A 16744-nucleotide genomic window follows, 5' to 3' on the forward strand; every position below is an offset into this window, starting at 1 on the left:
ATTAGATCCGTGCCGCCTCAGGGCGTCCTCGACGTCACTATGGACTCGTTCCGATGTGTTGTGGCCTCTCGGTCCCGTATCCGTAGTTCTCGCTTGGAGATAACAAGATTGTAATGAGCCGGACCGCGTGCGGTAACGGGGCGCCTGCTATCCTCGCACGGCTTTCTGGACTACCGGTTTTGCACAATGCGAACACCACATAAAGGCCTACATGCGGCGAACAAGCATAACGGCAGCCGAACGTTTCCTCGCAGTGGAACTGATCCACAGCATAGTGGCCTTGTAGAGGTGCCGCTGCGCAGTAACTGCCCGCCCAATCTTGGGGCGGCATCGTGAGTCAACTCGCATCGATACGCATCTTTGCCAAAGTAGCGGAGCGTCTGAACTTTGCCGAAGCGGCAAAGCACATGGGCGTGTCGGCATCTGTCATCACGCGCAGCGTCGCAAAACTGGAACAGCGCCTCGGAGTACGCCTGATCAACCGGACGACCCGCCGTGTGTCCCTTACCGACACCGGCCAGCTATACTACAAGCGATGCGTGGAATTGATCGGGTTGCTCGACGTCATGGATGAATTTGTCGCGTCGGCAAGCAACGAACCTGCAAAACTGTTGAAGATTGCAGCGTCATCGGCTTACGCCAACTCGGATCTCCCCGAAGTGCTCGCCGCCTATCGTCAACGGGAACCGCACACGAGTTTTGAGCTGACGGTGTTCGAAGACATGACTGACATCACAGTCGCGGACTTCGATGTCTGTTTTGGCGCGGAACGCCGGTTGCGCGACTCTTCGCTCATCTGTCGCTCGCTCGCGCAGGCTCGCGATGTGATTGTCGCAACTCCTGACTATCTCTCCCGCCGAGGAACACCTCATACCCCGGCTGACCTGGCCGCTCATGACATTCTCCTCGCTTCGGATGCGCCAAGTCGCTACTGGGAATTTCGCAGCACATCCAGTACGCACCGCGTAGTTGTTCGCCCTGCCTTAAACACGCAAAGCCCAGCTTTGATAAAGCGCGCAGTACTGGCCGGCTTAGGAATAGCCCGATTGTCGATCTCGTTGATAAAAGAGGAGCTCGATAGCGGCATGCTAGAAATTTTGCTGCACGACGCAGAGCTCTGTGGCGACGAGCGTACGTTCTGGATTTTGTACTCGGGACAGCTCCATATGGCTACTGCAGTACGTGGGTTCATTGATTTTGTTGTAGATCGCTACCGCAAAAACAACTAGGGACGCAAGTCCATGACGTCAATGCCGTTGCGATTCATGCAACACGAAACCAGTCAATACTGAATTGCTGTGCCGGTGATTTTTGTAGGTCCTAAGGTGCGGTGGACCGATGCCGACTATCCCATGTCGAAGACTTTCACTCGACAAAGGTGGGGAAATCGGTTCGGAAATTCCATACATTGAGGACACCTATATCTATGAAAAGAATGCTTACCGCCGGAACGGCGCTTGGTCTCGTCATTGCCCCTGTTGCAGCCCTCGCGCAAAACAGCGTGACCTTGTACGGTGTGATTGATGAGGGTCTGAACTACACCAACAATTCCGCCGGTCATTCGGCAGTACAATTAGAGAGCGGCTTCGCGCAAGGTAGCCGCTGGGGCATTAAGGGTTCTGAAGATCTGGGCGGCGGTACCAAGGCTATTTTCCAACTGGAGAATGGATTCGATGTGAACTCGGGCGCACTGGGCCAAAGCGGCCGCATGTTTGGCAGGCAGGCGTACGTCGGTATCGCTTCGGAAACGCTCGGTTCGTTGACGATGGGCAGACAGTACGACTCTGTCGTCGACTATCTTGCGCCGCTTACGGCCAACGGTAACTGGGCCGGCTATCTGATGGCCCACCCCTACGACAACGACAACACCGACAACTCGTTTCGCCTGAATAACAGCATCAAGTATTCCAGCAAAACCTATGGCGGGTTCTCGTTTGGTGGTCTCTATGGCTTTAGCAATCAGGCCGGCGGCTTTGCGAACAACCGCGCGTACAGCCTCGGCGCCCAATATGTAGGCGGTCCTGTAACGATTGCCGCGGCATTCATGCAGATCAATCAACCGGGTAGCACGGCGGGTGGCTCGCTCGCGACCGACGATACTGCCTTCTTTGCGAACCGCGAGCAAGTTTGGGGCGCCGGTATCAACTATACGGTCGGCTCGGCGCTTCTTGGTTTTGTTTATAGCCACACGAGCCTGAACGATGCCACGGGTTCGGCCTATGTCGGCAATTTCGCTAACACGGCCAGCAGCCTCAAGTTTGACAACTTCGAGGTGAATGCGAAGTATCAGTTAGTGAAAAACGCCTTCGTTGGCGCGATGTATAACTACACCCTCGGTCACTTCCAAAGTACCGCCGGCGATTCGACGCCGAAGTGGCATCAGATCGGCCTGATGGCTGACTACAATCTGTCTGTGCGCACCGACGTGTACATCCAGGGCATGTACCAGCATACGGCGGGTGGTAGTGCAGTGGCCGCGCCGCTCAATACAGCTTTCATTACTGGGGCAGACTCGCCGGCTACGACGGCCAACCAGTTTATCGCTCGTATCGGAATACGTCACCAGTTCTAAGCTGTCATGGAACGTGCCGCACGTCCAGGCGTGCGGCATGATGCATAACAAGCTACTGTTGCGTACGGCGCGTGCACGTCGAAGTCGCGTCGATTCGCTTCGCATTCCGGACAGCGATCCCTTTTCGTAGTGGTCTCGCGTCCCGCGAGGTAAAGTTGTTCCAACTGGATGCTGATGAGCTAAAGCCGCATCGGCAGTGGATCGACAACTGGCTACGGATGTTGCCGCATGCAACAAGCAATGGCCGGGTTATTTCAAATGACTTCCTTGACCGGATCGAGCGGGGCTTGACGTCGCCGACGCCGCTGTACGCCATCGAACGCGAGGCCCTGCCAGCCGATCCGGTATTGACCGCACCGCCGTCTTCGATCTCACGCGACGCACTTACTCGGCATGGGCGATCGATAGAGCTCAGCTTTGCGTGTCCTGCAGGCTGTTGCAAAGCCACCCCGATTTCGATGTCACCCACTACCTCCTGGGGGTCGGGGAGTCGACTCATCGCGGTAGTGAGCGAATTCAGGATTTCATGTGTCCGGGTTGTCGCGCTCGGTGGTGCCAGTCTCGCGATACCGAACGAAGCGACCAGTTCCACTGGACGCTTCGTTCAAGTGAGCGAGCCCAATGCGACACCCCTTAGGTCATCAAATGATGGCGTGCCCGGTCTCCACTCCGGCCACCTCAGGAGTGTGATCGATGACGAGCTGGATGCGGTTTGCCTCTTCGGCGTGCTCGCTGATGACGACGACGTGCCGGCCGAGGCACTCGAGGAGCGGCATGCAGCGCTCGAGTGTTTCGCTGTCGGCGGCGGCGAGCACGAGAAGATCGCGCGAAGCCGCGAGCCGCGGATTGCCAAGCACCGGCGCCGACACATATTGCTGACCGAGCGCGTGATGCAGATCGGCGAGTTCACGCGCCGTTTCCCCACCGATCGTGCTCATCGACACATGGACCGCGTAGGTTGGCAGCACGTTCGAGAGCTGGAGGGCGACGTCGAGGACCGCGCCGTCGCCAGGCAGCATCGTGATGACGAATTCGCAGTCGGCGAGGTCTTGCCAGTCGTTCGTCGCGATTGCGTCGCCTCGCGCGGCTCGCTCGGCCTTGCGCAGGTCGCGGTCGAACAAGACCGTCGCGAATCCCGCGCTGGCAAGATTCCCGGCAATGGCCGCCCCGATGCTTCCGAGCCAGACCACGCCTACACGCGTTTTACCCGCAGTTGCCACCGCGGCAGGGGCGGGCGATGCGGCATATGGTGTACTCATGCTTCTCATTGCGCTCACAGCGCTGCTTCAACTTGAATAATCCAGCAACGGCCGGCGCGCTCTCGCAGGCCGGCCGTCGTCATGTTAGCGCTCAGATCAGGTAGTCCGTGCGCAGCGGCTCCATGAGCTTCGGGTTGTCTGAGTAGTCCACGGGGATCGCGACCACGGCGGGACCTTCCACCTGCATGGCAGCGCGCAGCGTCGCGCGAAGCGAGTCGGCGGATTCGACCGCGAAGCCCTTGGCACCGAACGATTCGGCATAGGCCTTGAAGTCGATCGGGCCGAACTCCACGCCGGAGCGGCGCTTGTACTTTTTCACTTCCTGGATCTCGACCATGTTGTACATGTTGTCGACCCAGATGACGTGGACGATGTTGCTCTTCAGGCGCACCGCCGTTTCGAGCTCCATGCTCGACTGCATGAAGCTGCCGTCGCCCGACACCGAAATCACCTTCTGGCCGGGGCGCACAAGTGACGCGGCAATGGCCCACGGCAGGGCGACACCCATCGTCTGCTGGCCGTTCGAGATGAGAAGCTGGCGGGCACGGAAGCTATACAGGTAACGCGCGATCCAGATATGAAAGCTGCCCATGTCGACGCACATCGTCGTGTCGGGGCCCACCACGTCCTGCAGCTCCTTGACGATGCGAAGCGGGTGCACGGGGCTGCCGCCAAGCGTGGCTGCCTTTTGCGCAAGCGCGAGACGCGCGCCGGCCAGCGTCGTCAGCACACTCTCGAACTGCGGCGAGGTCGTGCGCGACGGGACTTCCGCGGCGAGTTGCGTCATCGTTTTCGCGATGTCGCCGATAAGCTCTACCGCAGGCCGGTAATAGCGGTCGGTGTCGGCGGGTTGCACGTCCACATGGATGAGCGGGCGGCTCGCGTCCTTGTTCCAGAGTGGCGGATCGTACTCGACGGGGCTGTACCCGACAGTCACGATCACGTCGGCCTGTTCGAGCAGCACGTCGCCCGGCTGGTTGTTCCAGAGGCCGACGCGTCCCGCGAAGCGGCTGAAATTTTCAGCGTCGATGGTGCCTGCGGACTGATACGTGCCCACTACCGGGATGTTGGTACGGGTCACGAACTCGCGGATCGCCTCGGCGTTCTCGGGGCGGCTCGCCAGCAGACCGACCAGCAGCACGGGATTGCGTGCGTTGCGGATCAGCCCGGCGGCCTCGCTGAGCGCTTCGGGGGCCGCGGCGCCAAGCGCCGGCGGCACGTATTCGGTCAGCACGTCGCCTTGCGTCGGCGCGTTGACGATGTCCATCGGAAGGCTGACGAATGACGCGCCCGGGCGGGACCCCTCTGCGGCGCGGAACGCGTTGCTCATCACCTCGGAGATCGTCGAGCCGGTGACCACTTCCGCGGCGTAGCGCGTGATGGGCTTGAACATCGCCACCGTGTCCATGGTCTGATGAACCTGCTTCAGGCGGTCGTCGAGCTTCACGCCGCCGCCGATCGCGACCATGGCGTCACCTTCGGAGGTGGCCGTGGCGAGGCCCGTGGCCAGGTTCGAGCAGCCGGGGCCCGAGGTGACGAGCGCGACGCCCGCCTGTCCCGTCAGGCGGCCGACGGCCGCTGCCATGAACGCAGCGTTCGCTTCGTGGCGGACCACGACGGTCTCAATCGTCGAGTCGACGAGCGAGTCGAACACGCGGTCGATCTTCGCGCCGGGAATGCCGAAGACGTGCTGGACGCCTCGGGCTTCGAGGTTGGCGACGACGAGGTCGGCGCCGCAAGTCCATGTCTGGTTTGCTTGATTAGTTTTCCTGAGCATAATGCTATCCATATCAGATGTTGAATCGGGTCGCGCCACCGGTGCCGATGCGCGATTCTCGTGTTCGGCGCTTAGCCTTCCGCTGCTTCGATGGCGCTTGCCATGTCCTCGGAGTGCAGCGTGGCGCGCTCGAAGTGGTCCGTCTTAGGCAAATCGATGCGTAGTCTCGAGATGCGCGCCACCTCGACCTTGCCTTCGATCAGGCGGTAGTCCAGCACGTGGCCGCCGCCTTTGCGGTCGTCGGTGATGAAATGAACGTGAAAGCCGGCAACGTTGATGCCCTGGACGTATTCGGGGCAGCGGAAGCCGACGAGCGTGCCGGAGGTTTCCTCGAACGCAAAGATGGGCTGACGCTCGATCGCCTGGAGCATCGGACGGTACGGCAGGGTTTGGCGCGGCACCGTGCGCGTCTCGACACGCGAAAACTGACCGTCGATGCGGAACGCGCAAAAGACGTTGGGCGAGCCGATCAGCTCATCGATGACCGCCTGAACCTCGTGCTTCGTGCGCGGCTCGTTCAGCGAGCCGAACATCGTCGGACGGAAGTGGGTCACGACGGCGAACGGGGTTTTCTGATCGGGGCTGACCGCGCGGGCGCTGCCGTCTTCGCGCAACTGGTGCACCTCGCTGTCGAATGCGACGAGTTCGCCGTCGAGTTCGTTGAAAGTGCCGAGGCCGAAGTCGCCATGCTTGAGCAGTTCTTCGATCGTCATGTCGCCGTCATACACGCCGTCGATGAGGGCGCTCATCAGCGAGGTCTGGTACAACTCGCTTTCCGTTTGGCCGTCGCGCACAAAACGTGTGAATGATCGTGCGATGTCGCTGACACACGAGCATGGATTCGGGTTGATCATGCGGTTTCCTGAAAGAGTGTTGCGATGGAGAAAGTATGTTTCCCAGGCGCTGTGGCGTCTAATATTGCGAACAGTCGTTTTTGATATGAGTTCGATATGGAGTTTCGCCATCTGAAGTACTTCGTCGCCGTTGCGGAAGAGCGGCACTTCACGCGTGCAGCAGAGCGTCTCGGCATGGCGCAGCCGCCGATCAGCCAGCAGATTCACAAGCTGGAACGGGAAATGGGTGCGCCGCTCTTTCGGCGCCTCACGCGGGGCGTCGAACTCACGGACGCGGGATGCGTGCTTTACGAAGACGCCGTGCGTATCCTCGAACTCGTGGAGCAGGCGAAGTGCCGCGCACTGAGTGCGGCGCGAGGGCAGAGCGGGTGCATACGGGTTGGCCTGGCCAGCTCGATCGTATTTCATCCGGTCATCCCGGATGTCATGGCGTCCTTCCGGCAAACGCACCCACAGGTGTCGATTTCGCCGTCGGAGAGCAATATTTCGGCGCTGATGGAAGACCTCGCCGAGAAGCGCATCGACGTCGCCATCATTCGCCAGACCGTGCAGACAACGGAACTCGTGAAGCTCGAGCCCCTACTCGACGAGAACATGCTGATCGTTCTGCCTGCGCGGCACGCGCTGGCGCACGAAGACAGCGTGCCGCTCGATGCGCTTGCGCAGGAGCGTCTGATCATGTTCCCGCGCGCCATAGCGCCGTTGCTATACGACGACGTGATCGCCGCGTGTCAGCACTGCGGTTTCAGTCCGCAACTGGGCGAGCAATCCACGCAGGTGGCGTCGGCCGTCAGCATGGTTGCGGCGGGATTCGGCGTGACCATCGTGCCGAATTCGATTCGCGATCTCCATCACCAAGGCGTGACGTACCATGAGATCAAGGGTACGCAGCCCGCGGCCCGTGTACTGCTCGCTTACCGTTACGACGACCACTCGAAGGTAGTGCGCGATTTCGTGGATGCGGCGAAGTGCGCGGGCGTGCGGCACCGGGGCGGCGCTTCGTTGCTGCTTGCGTGAGGGGGAAGGGACCGGGGCGGTTTCGATGGTTCCGTTCAGGCCGCGATGCCTGTTGCTTCGATGTCCGATGCGAGTTCGATCAATGCCGCATCGTCTTTCTCGAGACGAGGGGGGAGCCAGTGGCAAATGAAATTGATCCACGATCGTGTGCGCGCATCGACAAACCGGCGCGACGGATAAAGCAGGCAGACTTCGCGCGTATCGATGGTGTACTGGGGCAGCACGCGCACGAGCGTGCCGTCGCGCAACTCGTCGAGTGCGGCGTAGGCGGGCAGCGGCGCGATACCCATACTCTCGCGCACAGCCGTTGCAAGCGATTCGGCAATATTGATGCTGACCACGCTGTCGACCGCGAGCGTAACGGGCACCCGGTCGGGGCCTTCAAGTCGCCACGGTTGCGAAGACGAAGTCGTGGTGCGAAGCGTCAGGCAGTCGTGCAACCTCAGATCGTCCGGCGATTGCGGCACGCCGTGCGCGGTGAGGTAGTCAGGTGAGGCGCAAAGTACGCTGTGCGACCAGCCCAGGCGGTGCGACGCGAGGTTGGCGTCCGGTGGCGGCGAAAAGGCGACGACCGATGTATCGCAGGTGCCGTCGAAGAGATTTGCCAGCGTCTGCGAGAGGCTCAGTTCCACTTGCACATTGGGATAGCGTGCCCGGTAGGCCTGGAGCGCAGGCATGATGTGCCTATGTCCGAGGCTCGCGAAGCTGTGCACGCGCAGGAGTCCGCTCGGGTGGTCGGCGGCGCGTAAGGTGTCGTCTTCGGCCCGCACCACGTCGGCCAGGATCCTTCGGCAACGTTCGGCGTAGGCCAATCCTTCGGGCGTCGGGGAGATGCGGCGCGTGGATCGGTGAAGCAGGCGCGTGCGCAGATGCTCCTCCAGTTCGCTGACTGCCCGCGACGCGGTACCGAGACTCACGTCGAGCGAGGCTGCTGCGGAGGTGAAGCTGCCCGTATCGAGCACACGGACCAGGATCTGCATGTTGTGGAAGGTGTTCATGCGACGGTGTGCAATCGTGAGTTTGTCAGTGTGCGGATTCTCCAGGGCTGCAGTTTCGATGCCGTTTCAGCGCCGCATGCGGCGCGTTTCAAATGAAACGAAGTTCGCCGCGGCGCGCTGCCGACCGAGGCATTGCTCCCCGTTGTTTCAGCTGTAACGAAAGCGCCCGGCCCCCGAAATCGCGCTGCAACCGCGCCGACCGATTCTCTGTCGCCAGTGCACGCCGCGTGAGAGACGGGGCGTGCGTTCGGCTCTATCCCCCTTGTGCCGACGCGAACCGGGTGCATCGAGAGTCGAGGCGCGCGGCTTGCCCGGCGCCAGGCGACGCACCTGAATGCAATCGTGACTTTCCGACCGGTCTCCGAATCATCAGCGCCCCGCGCCCCACACGGGTTTTTTTCGACGCGTCTGCGCCGCGCCATGGCCGATTTCGCCGCCCGCGACGGCCTGATCTGGCTGCATCTCTTCAAGACCACGTGTGCGGCGCTCATCGCGTTGGGCGTGGCGATGGCGCTCGAACTGCCGGCACCGCGCGTGGCGATGGTGACTGTGTTCGTGCTCATGCAGCCAGTGACGGGCATGGTGCTCGCCAAGAGTTTCTACCGCGTGCTCGGCACAGCGGCGGGCGCGGCGGCCGCCGTGGTCTTCGGTGCGCTGTTTCCTCAGCAGCCCGAACTGTATCTGACGGTGCTGACGCTGTGGACCGCCACGTGCACCGCACTCGCCGTGCGCTTCCGGCATTTTCGCTGGTACGCGTTCGTTCTCGCCGGATATACGGCGGTGCTTGTCGGCATACCAGTGGTCACGCATCCCTATGCGTTGTTCATCGCGTCGCTCACGCGCGCGGCGGAAGTGACCATCGGCATTCTCAGTTCGGCGGCGATCAGCGCGCTCGTGTTCCCGGTTCGTGCGAGCACCGCGCTGATGCACGGCCAGCGCCAGCGCCGCAGTGCGATTCTCGAACTGTGCGCGGACGTGCTTGCGGGCCGTTGCGACGATACCGTGTTCCAGCAGCGCTTCGCGCGGCTCGCGGGCAGCATCTCGGGGTTCGAAGCCGCGCGGACGTTCGCCTCATACGAAGACCCGAACCTGCGCTTGCGCAGCCAGCGGCTCGCCAAGATCGACAGCGAATATGCAGCGATCTGTTCACGGCTGCACATGCTGCAGCAGCAGATCGAACGACTCGAGAGCACGGGCGCGGCTGCGCTGATAGAGGGGGTGCGGCCGTCGCTGCTGCAGGCGGCGGATCTGATCGACCGGTTGCGTGATGGTTTTTCCGACGACGCACCCGATCCGCAGTCCGTAACGGCGTTGGCGCGTCTTGCCGCCTCGCTCGCCCCCGTTGCGCAGGAAGTGGCGGCCGCAGCTGGTCGTGGGCCGAGCTCTTCGGCCGTGGAGGCGCGGACCGCGCGCGAAGCGCTGCGCCGGCTTCTGCGCAATCTGCTCGACTACCTCGATGCGGGCGCCGCGGGCGCGGGCCCGGGGCCCTCGCCGCGCGCTGCCGCCACGTCTGTGCGGACCAGCTCCTACGTGGTCGCGCTCACTTTCGTGCGCAACGCGCTGACCGTGGGCGCCGCTGGTGCGTTCTGGCTGTTCACGGCATGGCCGAGCGGCGGATTCGCTGTGATCGCGGCTGCGATCGTCGCGGGTCTGACTTCGGCCGCTCCGCGCCCCGAAAAGCTTGCATTGCAGATTACGTTGGGCGCCGCGGCGGCCGTGGCGGTCGGCTACGTCTATGTCTGTTTTGTCTACCCCGCCATCGATGGTTTTCCACTGCTCTGCGTGGCGCTCCTGCCGATCGTCGCAGGCAGCGCATTCCTCGCGAGCCGGCCGGCCACGTCGGGTTACGGCATCGGGCTGGGCGTGTTCTTCCTGGTCCTCGCCGGCCCGGACAACCTGATGGGCTACGCGCCGGACGCACTGCTCAACAACGGGCTCGCCGCTGTCGCCGCGCTCTTCGTCGGCGTGATCGTGGCGATGATCGTGTTTCCGTTTCAGGCGCCGTGGGTCGTGAGCCTAATCCAGCGCGATCTGCGCCGCGAAGTGGCGTTCGCATGGAAAACCCGGCTGAACGGGGCAGATGCGCGCTTTCGTTCGCGCACTCACGATCTCTCGTCTCAGTTGCGCTTGCTCCTGACACCGGGCACGCGGCGCTACGACGAAGCCCGGCACTGGCTTCTAGCCACGCTCGAAGTGGGGCAGGCGTTGCTAGATCTGCGCAGGGACCTCGTAACGCTGGTCCCCCTGCGCCCATCGGACCGGCCCCGCTGGTTGCTTTGGGTCGAACAGGCCGGCCGGCGGGCCGCGGACGTCTTCGAACGCCCCGATGCACGACGCACCGCGCTGGCCGTGCGCACAGCGAGCCGCGCACTGGACGAGGTGGCGGACGAGTTGCAAACGACCGCGCAAGGGCCGCGCCAGGCCGCGCTACAGCAGCTTTCGGCCGACCTCTACCTGATGCGCAGTGCGCTGCTCGACCCGGACGCGCCGTTTCACCGTGAGGCCGGCAACCGGTGCTGACGCCATATGCGACATGTGCGACGCATGCGAAAGAATCCTTTCCGTAGTGCTCACTTAATTAGGACGCCGCGACGTCTTATAGTTTTCCCCGTTGCAGCACGTTTTGCTGCTTGTCTGGAGTCCAGTCATGAAATCCCTGAAATACCTCGTACTCTCACTGTCCCTCTGCGCCGCCGTCGCTCACGCTCAGGGCAACCAGCCTCAGGCCGCCGCCGCGAGCGCCCAGGCCGCGTCGAACAACGGCGCACAATCGGTGGCGCAGTCGGCGGGCCGCGCCGCGCCGGAACAGCAGGCCCCGAAGAAGGACGAATGCGTCGGTCCCGTGTCGTTCTGCAATATCTACTTCGGCAGCTGAGCGGCCTGAAGTCGTGCAGTCGGTACCGCATGATGGCGCGGCACCTGGGCATTGCACCGGTGCGTCGCCATGCGCGGCCGCTGCGCGCGAGGCTCGGCGGGAGAATGTTTCAGTTGTAATCTTGCAGTGTGCGGCCCGAAACCGGCGGCTAACCGCGCTCATCTAGCATCGTGTTGCCAGCCTGCGCTAGGTGCGCGTGGCGGCGAGGCAAGGGAAAACTGTGAGCGCGGACGAAATTCTTGTTATCGAGGACGATCCGGTGATGCGCGATCTGATCCTCGCGACGCTGCACGATGCAGGCTTCGCGGCGACGGCGTCGCTCGCGGGGCCCCATGCGGGCGCGCCAGCGCGGCTGCTGGTGGTCGACCTTGGCGAGCCCAAGACCGACGGCGCGGAAAGCCTGCGCGCCATGCGCACGCGTCATCCCGATGCGCGGATTATTGCCATCTCGGGCCGTTTCAGGTTCAATGCGGCCACAGCGGCCTCCGTCGCGCGGCAACTGGGCGCCGACCGGGTGCTTGCGAAGCCGCTCGACTGCGACGCGCTCGTCGCCAATGTAAGACAACTCATGGGCGAACCCGTCCAGTGAAGCCTGCTGCGCGAACTCCGTTCACGCCGGACCCCGGCGGACCCGACGGTGCATACGACGGCTGGCCGATGCACAGCCGTCACCGCACGACCGTCGCGGGCGGCCTGCTGCTTGTCGCGCTCGTCTGCGTGGCAGCCTTCTACAACGTTCGCCAGGACCGGCAAACCAGCGTTGCCGCGGGCCAGCGCACGGTGGAACTCGTCGCGCGCCTGCTGGCGGACCAGATCGGCAGCACGATCGACCGTATCCCGGCGACACTGCAGCACGAGGCCGACTTGAGGCCCGGTTCGACCGCCAATGACGCGTTCGCGGCCTTCGAGCAGCGGGCACGCGCGCGCATTCCGCAAATTCGCTCGCTCGCAGCTGGTGGCTGCGGGTTCGAGCACGACATCGTCGACGAGGCGCACGCAGGCGCCGCATGGGAACGCTCGTGCTGGCCGTCGACTGCGCAGGCCGCCGCCTCGCCGCCTGTCGGCGAGGCGACATTCCCTCTGCTCGTTCGCCTCGCCGCAAAGAACGGGCGGGGCGTCGTCCCGATCGTGGCCAACATCGACTGCGCCGCGCTGCTCGCCCGGCTTGCGGGCATAGCGCGCGACGAACACCTGATTATCACGGTGGCAGGCAAGGACGCCGCAAAAGGCTTTCGCTGCGCGGTGAGCGCTTCCTTTGGGCAAGAGGCGTTGAACGACTTCGAGACCGCGCAATCCGCGGTGCCGGGCTATCCGCTGACCATCGATGTAGGCCGTCCGCGCGCGGATATCCTGCGCGAGTGGCGCCGCAACACCTGGGCGACACTTGCGCGCACGCTGGCAATCTCGTCATTCGTTCTCGTGCTGCTGTATGTGATGGTGCGTCAGGTTCGCCGTCAGGCACTGGCCAACCGCGAACTGCGGGCCGGCGAGCAGCGTTGGCGCGCCGTGTTCGACGAGGCACCGGTGGGGATCGTGATGCTGTTGCCCCATCAGCCTTACATGGTCGCGAATCCCGCTTTCAAGCGCATGGTTGGGTATTCGCTGGATGAACTGCATCAACTGGCCCCCTCCGATATCACGCATCCCGACGACATCGAGCTCACGCGCGCGAAAGTCGCGGAGCTCGAGCGCGGCGAGCGCTCCACTGTCAAGTTCGAGAAGCGCTATCTCCACAGGGACGGCCGGGTGATCTGGACGGAAATCACCATCTCGCGGCTGTCCGAAACCGGCGCGCTGGGCGGGACGCTGGTCGCCGTGATCGACGACGTGAGTGCGCGCCGCGAGGCCGAGGCCGAACGCCTGAGACTGGAGGCGCAACTGCGCCAATCGCAGAAGCTCGAGGCGCTCGGCACGTTCGCAGGCGGCATCGCACACGATTTCAACAACATCCTCAGCGCGATTCTGGGCTACGGCGAGCGCGTCTTCCGCGCGCTCGGCGCAGACTCGCCGCTGCGGCGCGACGCCCAGCAGGTGCTCAACGCAGGCATGCGCGCCAGCCTGCTGGTGGAGCGGATTCTCGCATTCAGCCGCAGCGGCATGACGGCGCGGCTGCCGGTGCATGTACAGCCGGTCCTCGTCGAGACTGTGGATCTCTTCAAGGCAAGCGTGCCGCCTGAGGTGAAGGTCGTTCTCCAGCTCGATGCGCCGCAGGCCTATGTGCTGGGAGATCCTACGCACCTCCATCAGGTGGTGATGAATCTGTGCAGCAACGCGCGTCACGCGCTTGAGGGGCGGGGGTCGATCACCGTGTCGGCGCGCGAAGTCGCTATTGGTGAAGCCCGCGCGCTGCATTCGGGCACGCTCCAGCCTGGCGACTACGTGTGCATTGGGGTCGCGGATTCTGGAGCGGGCATCAGCCCGGAGGTCGAGGAGCGGATGTTCGATCCGTTCTTCACGACCCGCAAGACCATAGGCGGAACAGGTCTCGGGCTTTCGCTCGTGGACGGCATCGTCAAGGAGTATGGCGGCGCGATCGAAGTGCGCAGCGAGCTCGGGAGCGGCACGCAATTCAACATCTATCTGCCCGTGTCGGCGCAGCGGCCGGCCGCGCCACCGGCGCCCGCCATCGAGGCGCATCGCGGAAACGGGGAAACGGTGCTGCTGGTGGACGACGAACGTGCGCTGGTGGAGCTGTGCGAGGATCTGCTGGCCGAACTCGGCTACGAGCCGCTCGGATTTTCTTCGCCGAGCGAGGCGCTGGAGGCGTTCCTCGCCGATCCGCAGCGCTTCGATCTCGTGCTGACGGACCATGCGATGCCGGAAATGACCGGCATCGACCTGATCCGGCAAATCCGCGCGGTGCGCACCGACTTGCCGGTCCTGCTCATGAGCGGTTACGGCACCCACCTCGTCGAGGAAGAGTCGCGCTCGCTCGGCGTACGCGCGGTGCTCAAGAAACCGGTGTTGCGCGCCGGCCTGACCGAGGCGATTCGCAACGCCCTGACACGCGAGTCGTCGCGCTGAGCGGGGACCTCGGTCATTTGCGTGTCGCCCCGGTGCCGCGTGGGTGCCGTGGTGAAAAGCGGGATTCTGGCCTGATAAGAACCACTAATCATCCGCATTGCCCTCGAGGCATAGGGACATTGCGCGAAAGCGGGAGCAATCATCAGACGTATTGCGTGCCGGGAGGCCGGTCGCCGTGCGTCCCGATGCCGCTATAATTTGCCCGGTTAACCGAAGACTTGCGCGTTACGTTATGAACGAGATCAATCTTCCTCACGTACTTGTCGTCGACGACGATGAGGCGGTGCGCGATCTCATCGCCGCCTATCTGCGCGAAAACGAAATGCGCGTGAGCGTCGCGGCCAACGGCAAGCAAATGGCCGAGGCGCTGAAAGCGCATGCGATCGATCTCGTGGTGCTCGACCTGCGCCTGCCGGGCGAGGATGGCATCGAAATCGCACGCAAGATTCGCGAACAGTCCACGTTGCCCATCATCGTGGTGTCGGGCCGTCGCGACGAAGCGGACCGCGTGATGGCGCTGGAACTCGGCGCCGACGACTACCTGACCAAGCCTTTCAGTTCCCGCGAGCTGCTCGCGCGCGTGCGCGCACTGCTGCGCCGCTCGGCAGCCGCGGTTGCCGCGAGCGGGCGTCAGCTCGACGCGCGCGCATACCGCTTCTCGGGCTGGGAGCTCAACCTCGGCACGCGCAAGCTCACCTCGCCTGCGGGCGAGAACGTGCCGCTCACCAACGGCGAGTTCTCGCTTCTCAGTGCTCTTCTAGCTTCGCCGGGCCGCGTGCTGACGCGCGAACAGTTGCTCGAAGCGAGCCGGCTGTACGACGACGTCTACGACCGTTCGATCGACGTGCAGATTCTGCGCCTGCGCCGCAAGATCGAGGAGAACGCGTCGCGGCCCAAATACATCAAGACCGAACGGGGCGCGGGCTATGTTTTCTCCGTCGCGGTGGAAAGGCTGAGCAAGGCCGCCACCTGGGATGACGGCGGCGCGGTGGAGATTTGAGCGCGGCGCACCTGGTCCGTGGCGAGGCTTTCGTCACGCCCGGCGCGCTTCATTCGCCGGTCAGAGAGGCCGCTTCCTCGTGGTCGGCTTAGGACATCGCGAGTGCGCCGTGTTCGGGCGTGAAAGCTGGGCGTGCCGGCTGCGAGTCGCGATGGTTGCTGAGGCTCGCGAGCACTGCTTGATCGCGTGCGAGCGCAGAGGGAAGATACTCGCGCATGTAGTCCAACCATGTCCGCGTTCTTGCGTCGACGTATCGGCGCGACGGAAAGAGCGCGCAGATGTCCTTGCTCTCCAGCGTGTATTCGGGCAGCACGCGCACGAGTGTCCCTGCGCGCAAGCCGGCGAGGGCCGAGTAGACGGGCAACGGGCCGATGCCCATGTGCGCGCGGATTGCCGCTGCCAGCGACTCGGCGATATTGATGCGAAATACGCTGTTGATCGCGATGTTTTCGGTTTTGCCGCTGGCCGCCTTTTCGAGCACCCATTCGCGGGACGAGAACGTGGGTGTGCTGAGGGCGAGGCAGTCATGGTCGATCAGGTCGCCGGGATGCAGGGGCGTGCCGTGCGCGTTCAGATACCGTGGCGACGCGCAAAGGATGCTGCAGCTGGAACCCAGCCGGTGCATGACGATTTCCGAGTCCGGCAGGCCGGAGACCGCGAGAATCGACGTGTCGCAGGTGCCGTCGAACAGATCGGGCAAGGTTTGCGAGAGCTGCAGATCGATCCTCACTTCGGGGTACAGGCGGCGATACGCGTGGATGGCGGGAACGATGTAGTGCTGTCCGAAGCTCGCGAAGCTATGGACGCGCAACATGCCGCGGGCGAGACTGCCTGCCTCGGAGACCTCCTGCTCGGCTTCGTCGACTGCGCGTACGATCTCCCGGCAGTGGTCGAGGTAGGTGCGCCCCGCATCGGTCAATGCGATGCGGCGCGTGGAGCGCGTCAGCAGCGGGACTTTGAGGTGTTGCTCCAGTTCGCTGACTGCTCTCGATGTCGACGCCGCGCTCGACTCAAGCGAATCCGCCGCCGCCGTGAAACTGCCCGTGTCCACGACGCGCACGAATGTCCGCATGTTCTGCAAGAGGTTCATAAACCGTATCCGAAGGCTGGAGGTTGGCGGCGCGTTCGGCCCCGGCGCAGTGCCGGCTTGCCCTGTGAATCGCCGCGAAGTGCCACGGATTGTGCGAGTGCGCCATTACTGCGTTGTTTCGCGCCGCCGCCGCGATGTTGCAATTGAAATCTGGCTTCTGGCGAGAGAGACGGACTCAGAACCTGTGACGAGGCCCAGCGCGAGCAGGAGCTGGTTCGGACCTGTGAACGGTCTTGGTATGGGCTGCGTCCGGATGGGTCGCACGCATAGCCGGAAAG

13 protein-coding genes are annotated in these 16744 nt (G+C 63.5%); 8 read left to right on the forward strand and 5 right to left on the reverse strand.

Annotated features, from left to right (window positions below; translation table 11 throughout):
• Positions 1 to 332: 332 nt before the first annotated feature.
• Positions 333 to 1229, forward strand: coding sequence for a LysR family transcriptional regulator (locus M3I54_RS08840; protein ID WP_254334841.1), 897 nt, complete (start codon positions 333 to 335; stop codon positions 1227 to 1229).
• A 197-nt stretch (positions 1230 to 1426) separates the two neighbouring features.
• A complete protein-coding gene (locus tag M3I54_RS08845) occupies positions 1427 to 2572 on the forward strand; it encodes a porin (RefSeq protein WP_254334842.1) in 1146 nt (381 codons plus the stop codon).
• 641 nt (positions 2573 to 3213) lie between these two features.
• On the opposite strand, the gene M3I54_RS08850 is transcribed toward M3I54_RS08845, so the two are convergent.
• The 3 genes from M3I54_RS08850 to budA all read right to left on the reverse strand — a co-directional run bounded on the left by M3I54_RS08850 (position 3214) and on the right by budA (position 6462).
• Entirely contained in the window at positions 3214 to 3831 is a 618-nt protein-coding gene (locus tag M3I54_RS08850; RefSeq protein ID WP_254334843.1) for an NAD(P)-dependent oxidoreductase, read from the reverse strand.
• A gap of 91 nt (positions 3832 to 3922) precedes the next feature.
• Positions 3923 to 5608, reverse strand: a complete 1686-nt coding sequence (gene alsS, locus M3I54_RS08855; protein WP_254334847.1) for an acetolactate synthase AlsS — start codon at positions 5606 to 5608, stop codon at positions 3923 to 3925.
• A 71-nt stretch (positions 5609 to 5679) separates the two neighbouring features.
• Positions 5680 to 6462: an acetolactate decarboxylase gene (gene budA, locus M3I54_RS08860; RefSeq protein WP_254334849.1), complete on the reverse strand. Its 783-nt coding sequence runs from the start codon at positions 6460 to 6462 to the stop codon at positions 5680 to 5682.
• A gap of 96 nt (positions 6463 to 6558) precedes the next feature.
• On the opposite strand from budA, the gene M3I54_RS08865 reads away from it, so the two are divergent.
• Positions 6559 to 7479, forward strand: a complete 921-nt coding sequence (locus M3I54_RS08865) for a LysR family transcriptional regulator (RefSeq protein WP_254334850.1) — start codon at positions 6559 to 6561, stop codon at positions 7477 to 7479.
• Between the two features lie 35 nt (positions 7480 to 7514).
• Here the strand turns inward: M3I54_RS08865 and M3I54_RS08870 are convergent, their stop codons facing one another.
• On the reverse strand, positions 7515 to 8477 hold the full coding sequence (locus M3I54_RS08870) for a LysR family transcriptional regulator (RefSeq protein ID WP_254334851.1): 963 nt from the start codon (positions 8475 to 8477) through the stop codon (positions 7515 to 7517).
• A 420-nt stretch (positions 8478 to 8897) separates the two neighbouring features.
• On the opposite strand from M3I54_RS08870, the gene M3I54_RS08875 reads away from it, so the two are divergent.
• The 5 genes from M3I54_RS08875 to M3I54_RS08895 all read left to right on the forward strand — a co-directional run bounded on the left by M3I54_RS08875 (position 8898) and on the right by M3I54_RS08895 (position 15376).
• Positions 8898 to 10997 (forward strand): FUSC family protein, encoded by a 2100-nt coding sequence (locus tag M3I54_RS08875; protein WP_254334852.1) that lies wholly within the window; start codon positions 8898 to 8900, stop codon positions 10995 to 10997.
• 127 nt (positions 10998 to 11124) lie between these two features.
• Complete coding sequence (locus tag M3I54_RS08880; protein WP_254317440.1) at positions 11125 to 11352, forward strand: hypothetical protein; 228 nt, start codon at positions 11125 to 11127, stop codon at positions 11350 to 11352.
• A 220-nt stretch (positions 11353 to 11572) separates the two neighbouring features.
• Positions 11573 to 11941, forward strand: coding sequence for a response regulator (locus M3I54_RS08885; protein ID WP_309249591.1), 369 nt, complete (start codon positions 11573 to 11575; stop codon positions 11939 to 11941).
• Positions 11938 to 14376, forward strand: a complete 2439-nt coding sequence (locus M3I54_RS08890) for a PAS domain-containing sensor histidine kinase (RefSeq protein ID WP_254334854.1) — start codon at positions 11938 to 11940, stop codon at positions 14374 to 14376. Before M3I54_RS08885 ends, M3I54_RS08890 begins: the two co-directional genes overlap by 4 nt.
• Before the next feature lie 232 nt (positions 14377 to 14608).
• Complete coding sequence (locus tag M3I54_RS08895; protein ID WP_254334856.1) at positions 14609 to 15376, forward strand: response regulator; 768 nt, start codon at positions 14609 to 14611, stop codon at positions 15374 to 15376.
• An 88-nt stretch (positions 15377 to 15464) separates the two neighbouring features.
• Here the strand turns inward: M3I54_RS08895 and M3I54_RS08900 are convergent, their stop codons facing one another.
• Positions 15465 to 16466, reverse strand: coding sequence for a LysR family transcriptional regulator (locus M3I54_RS08900; RefSeq protein WP_254334858.1), 1002 nt, complete (start codon positions 16464 to 16466; stop codon positions 15465 to 15467).
• Between the last annotated feature and the right edge of the window lie 278 nt (positions 16467 to 16744).

This window comes from Paraburkholderia sp. CNPSo 3274, from assembly GCF_024206475.1.
Taxonomy (GTDB): domain Bacteria; phylum Pseudomonadota; class Gammaproteobacteria; order Burkholderiales; family Burkholderiaceae; genus Paraburkholderia.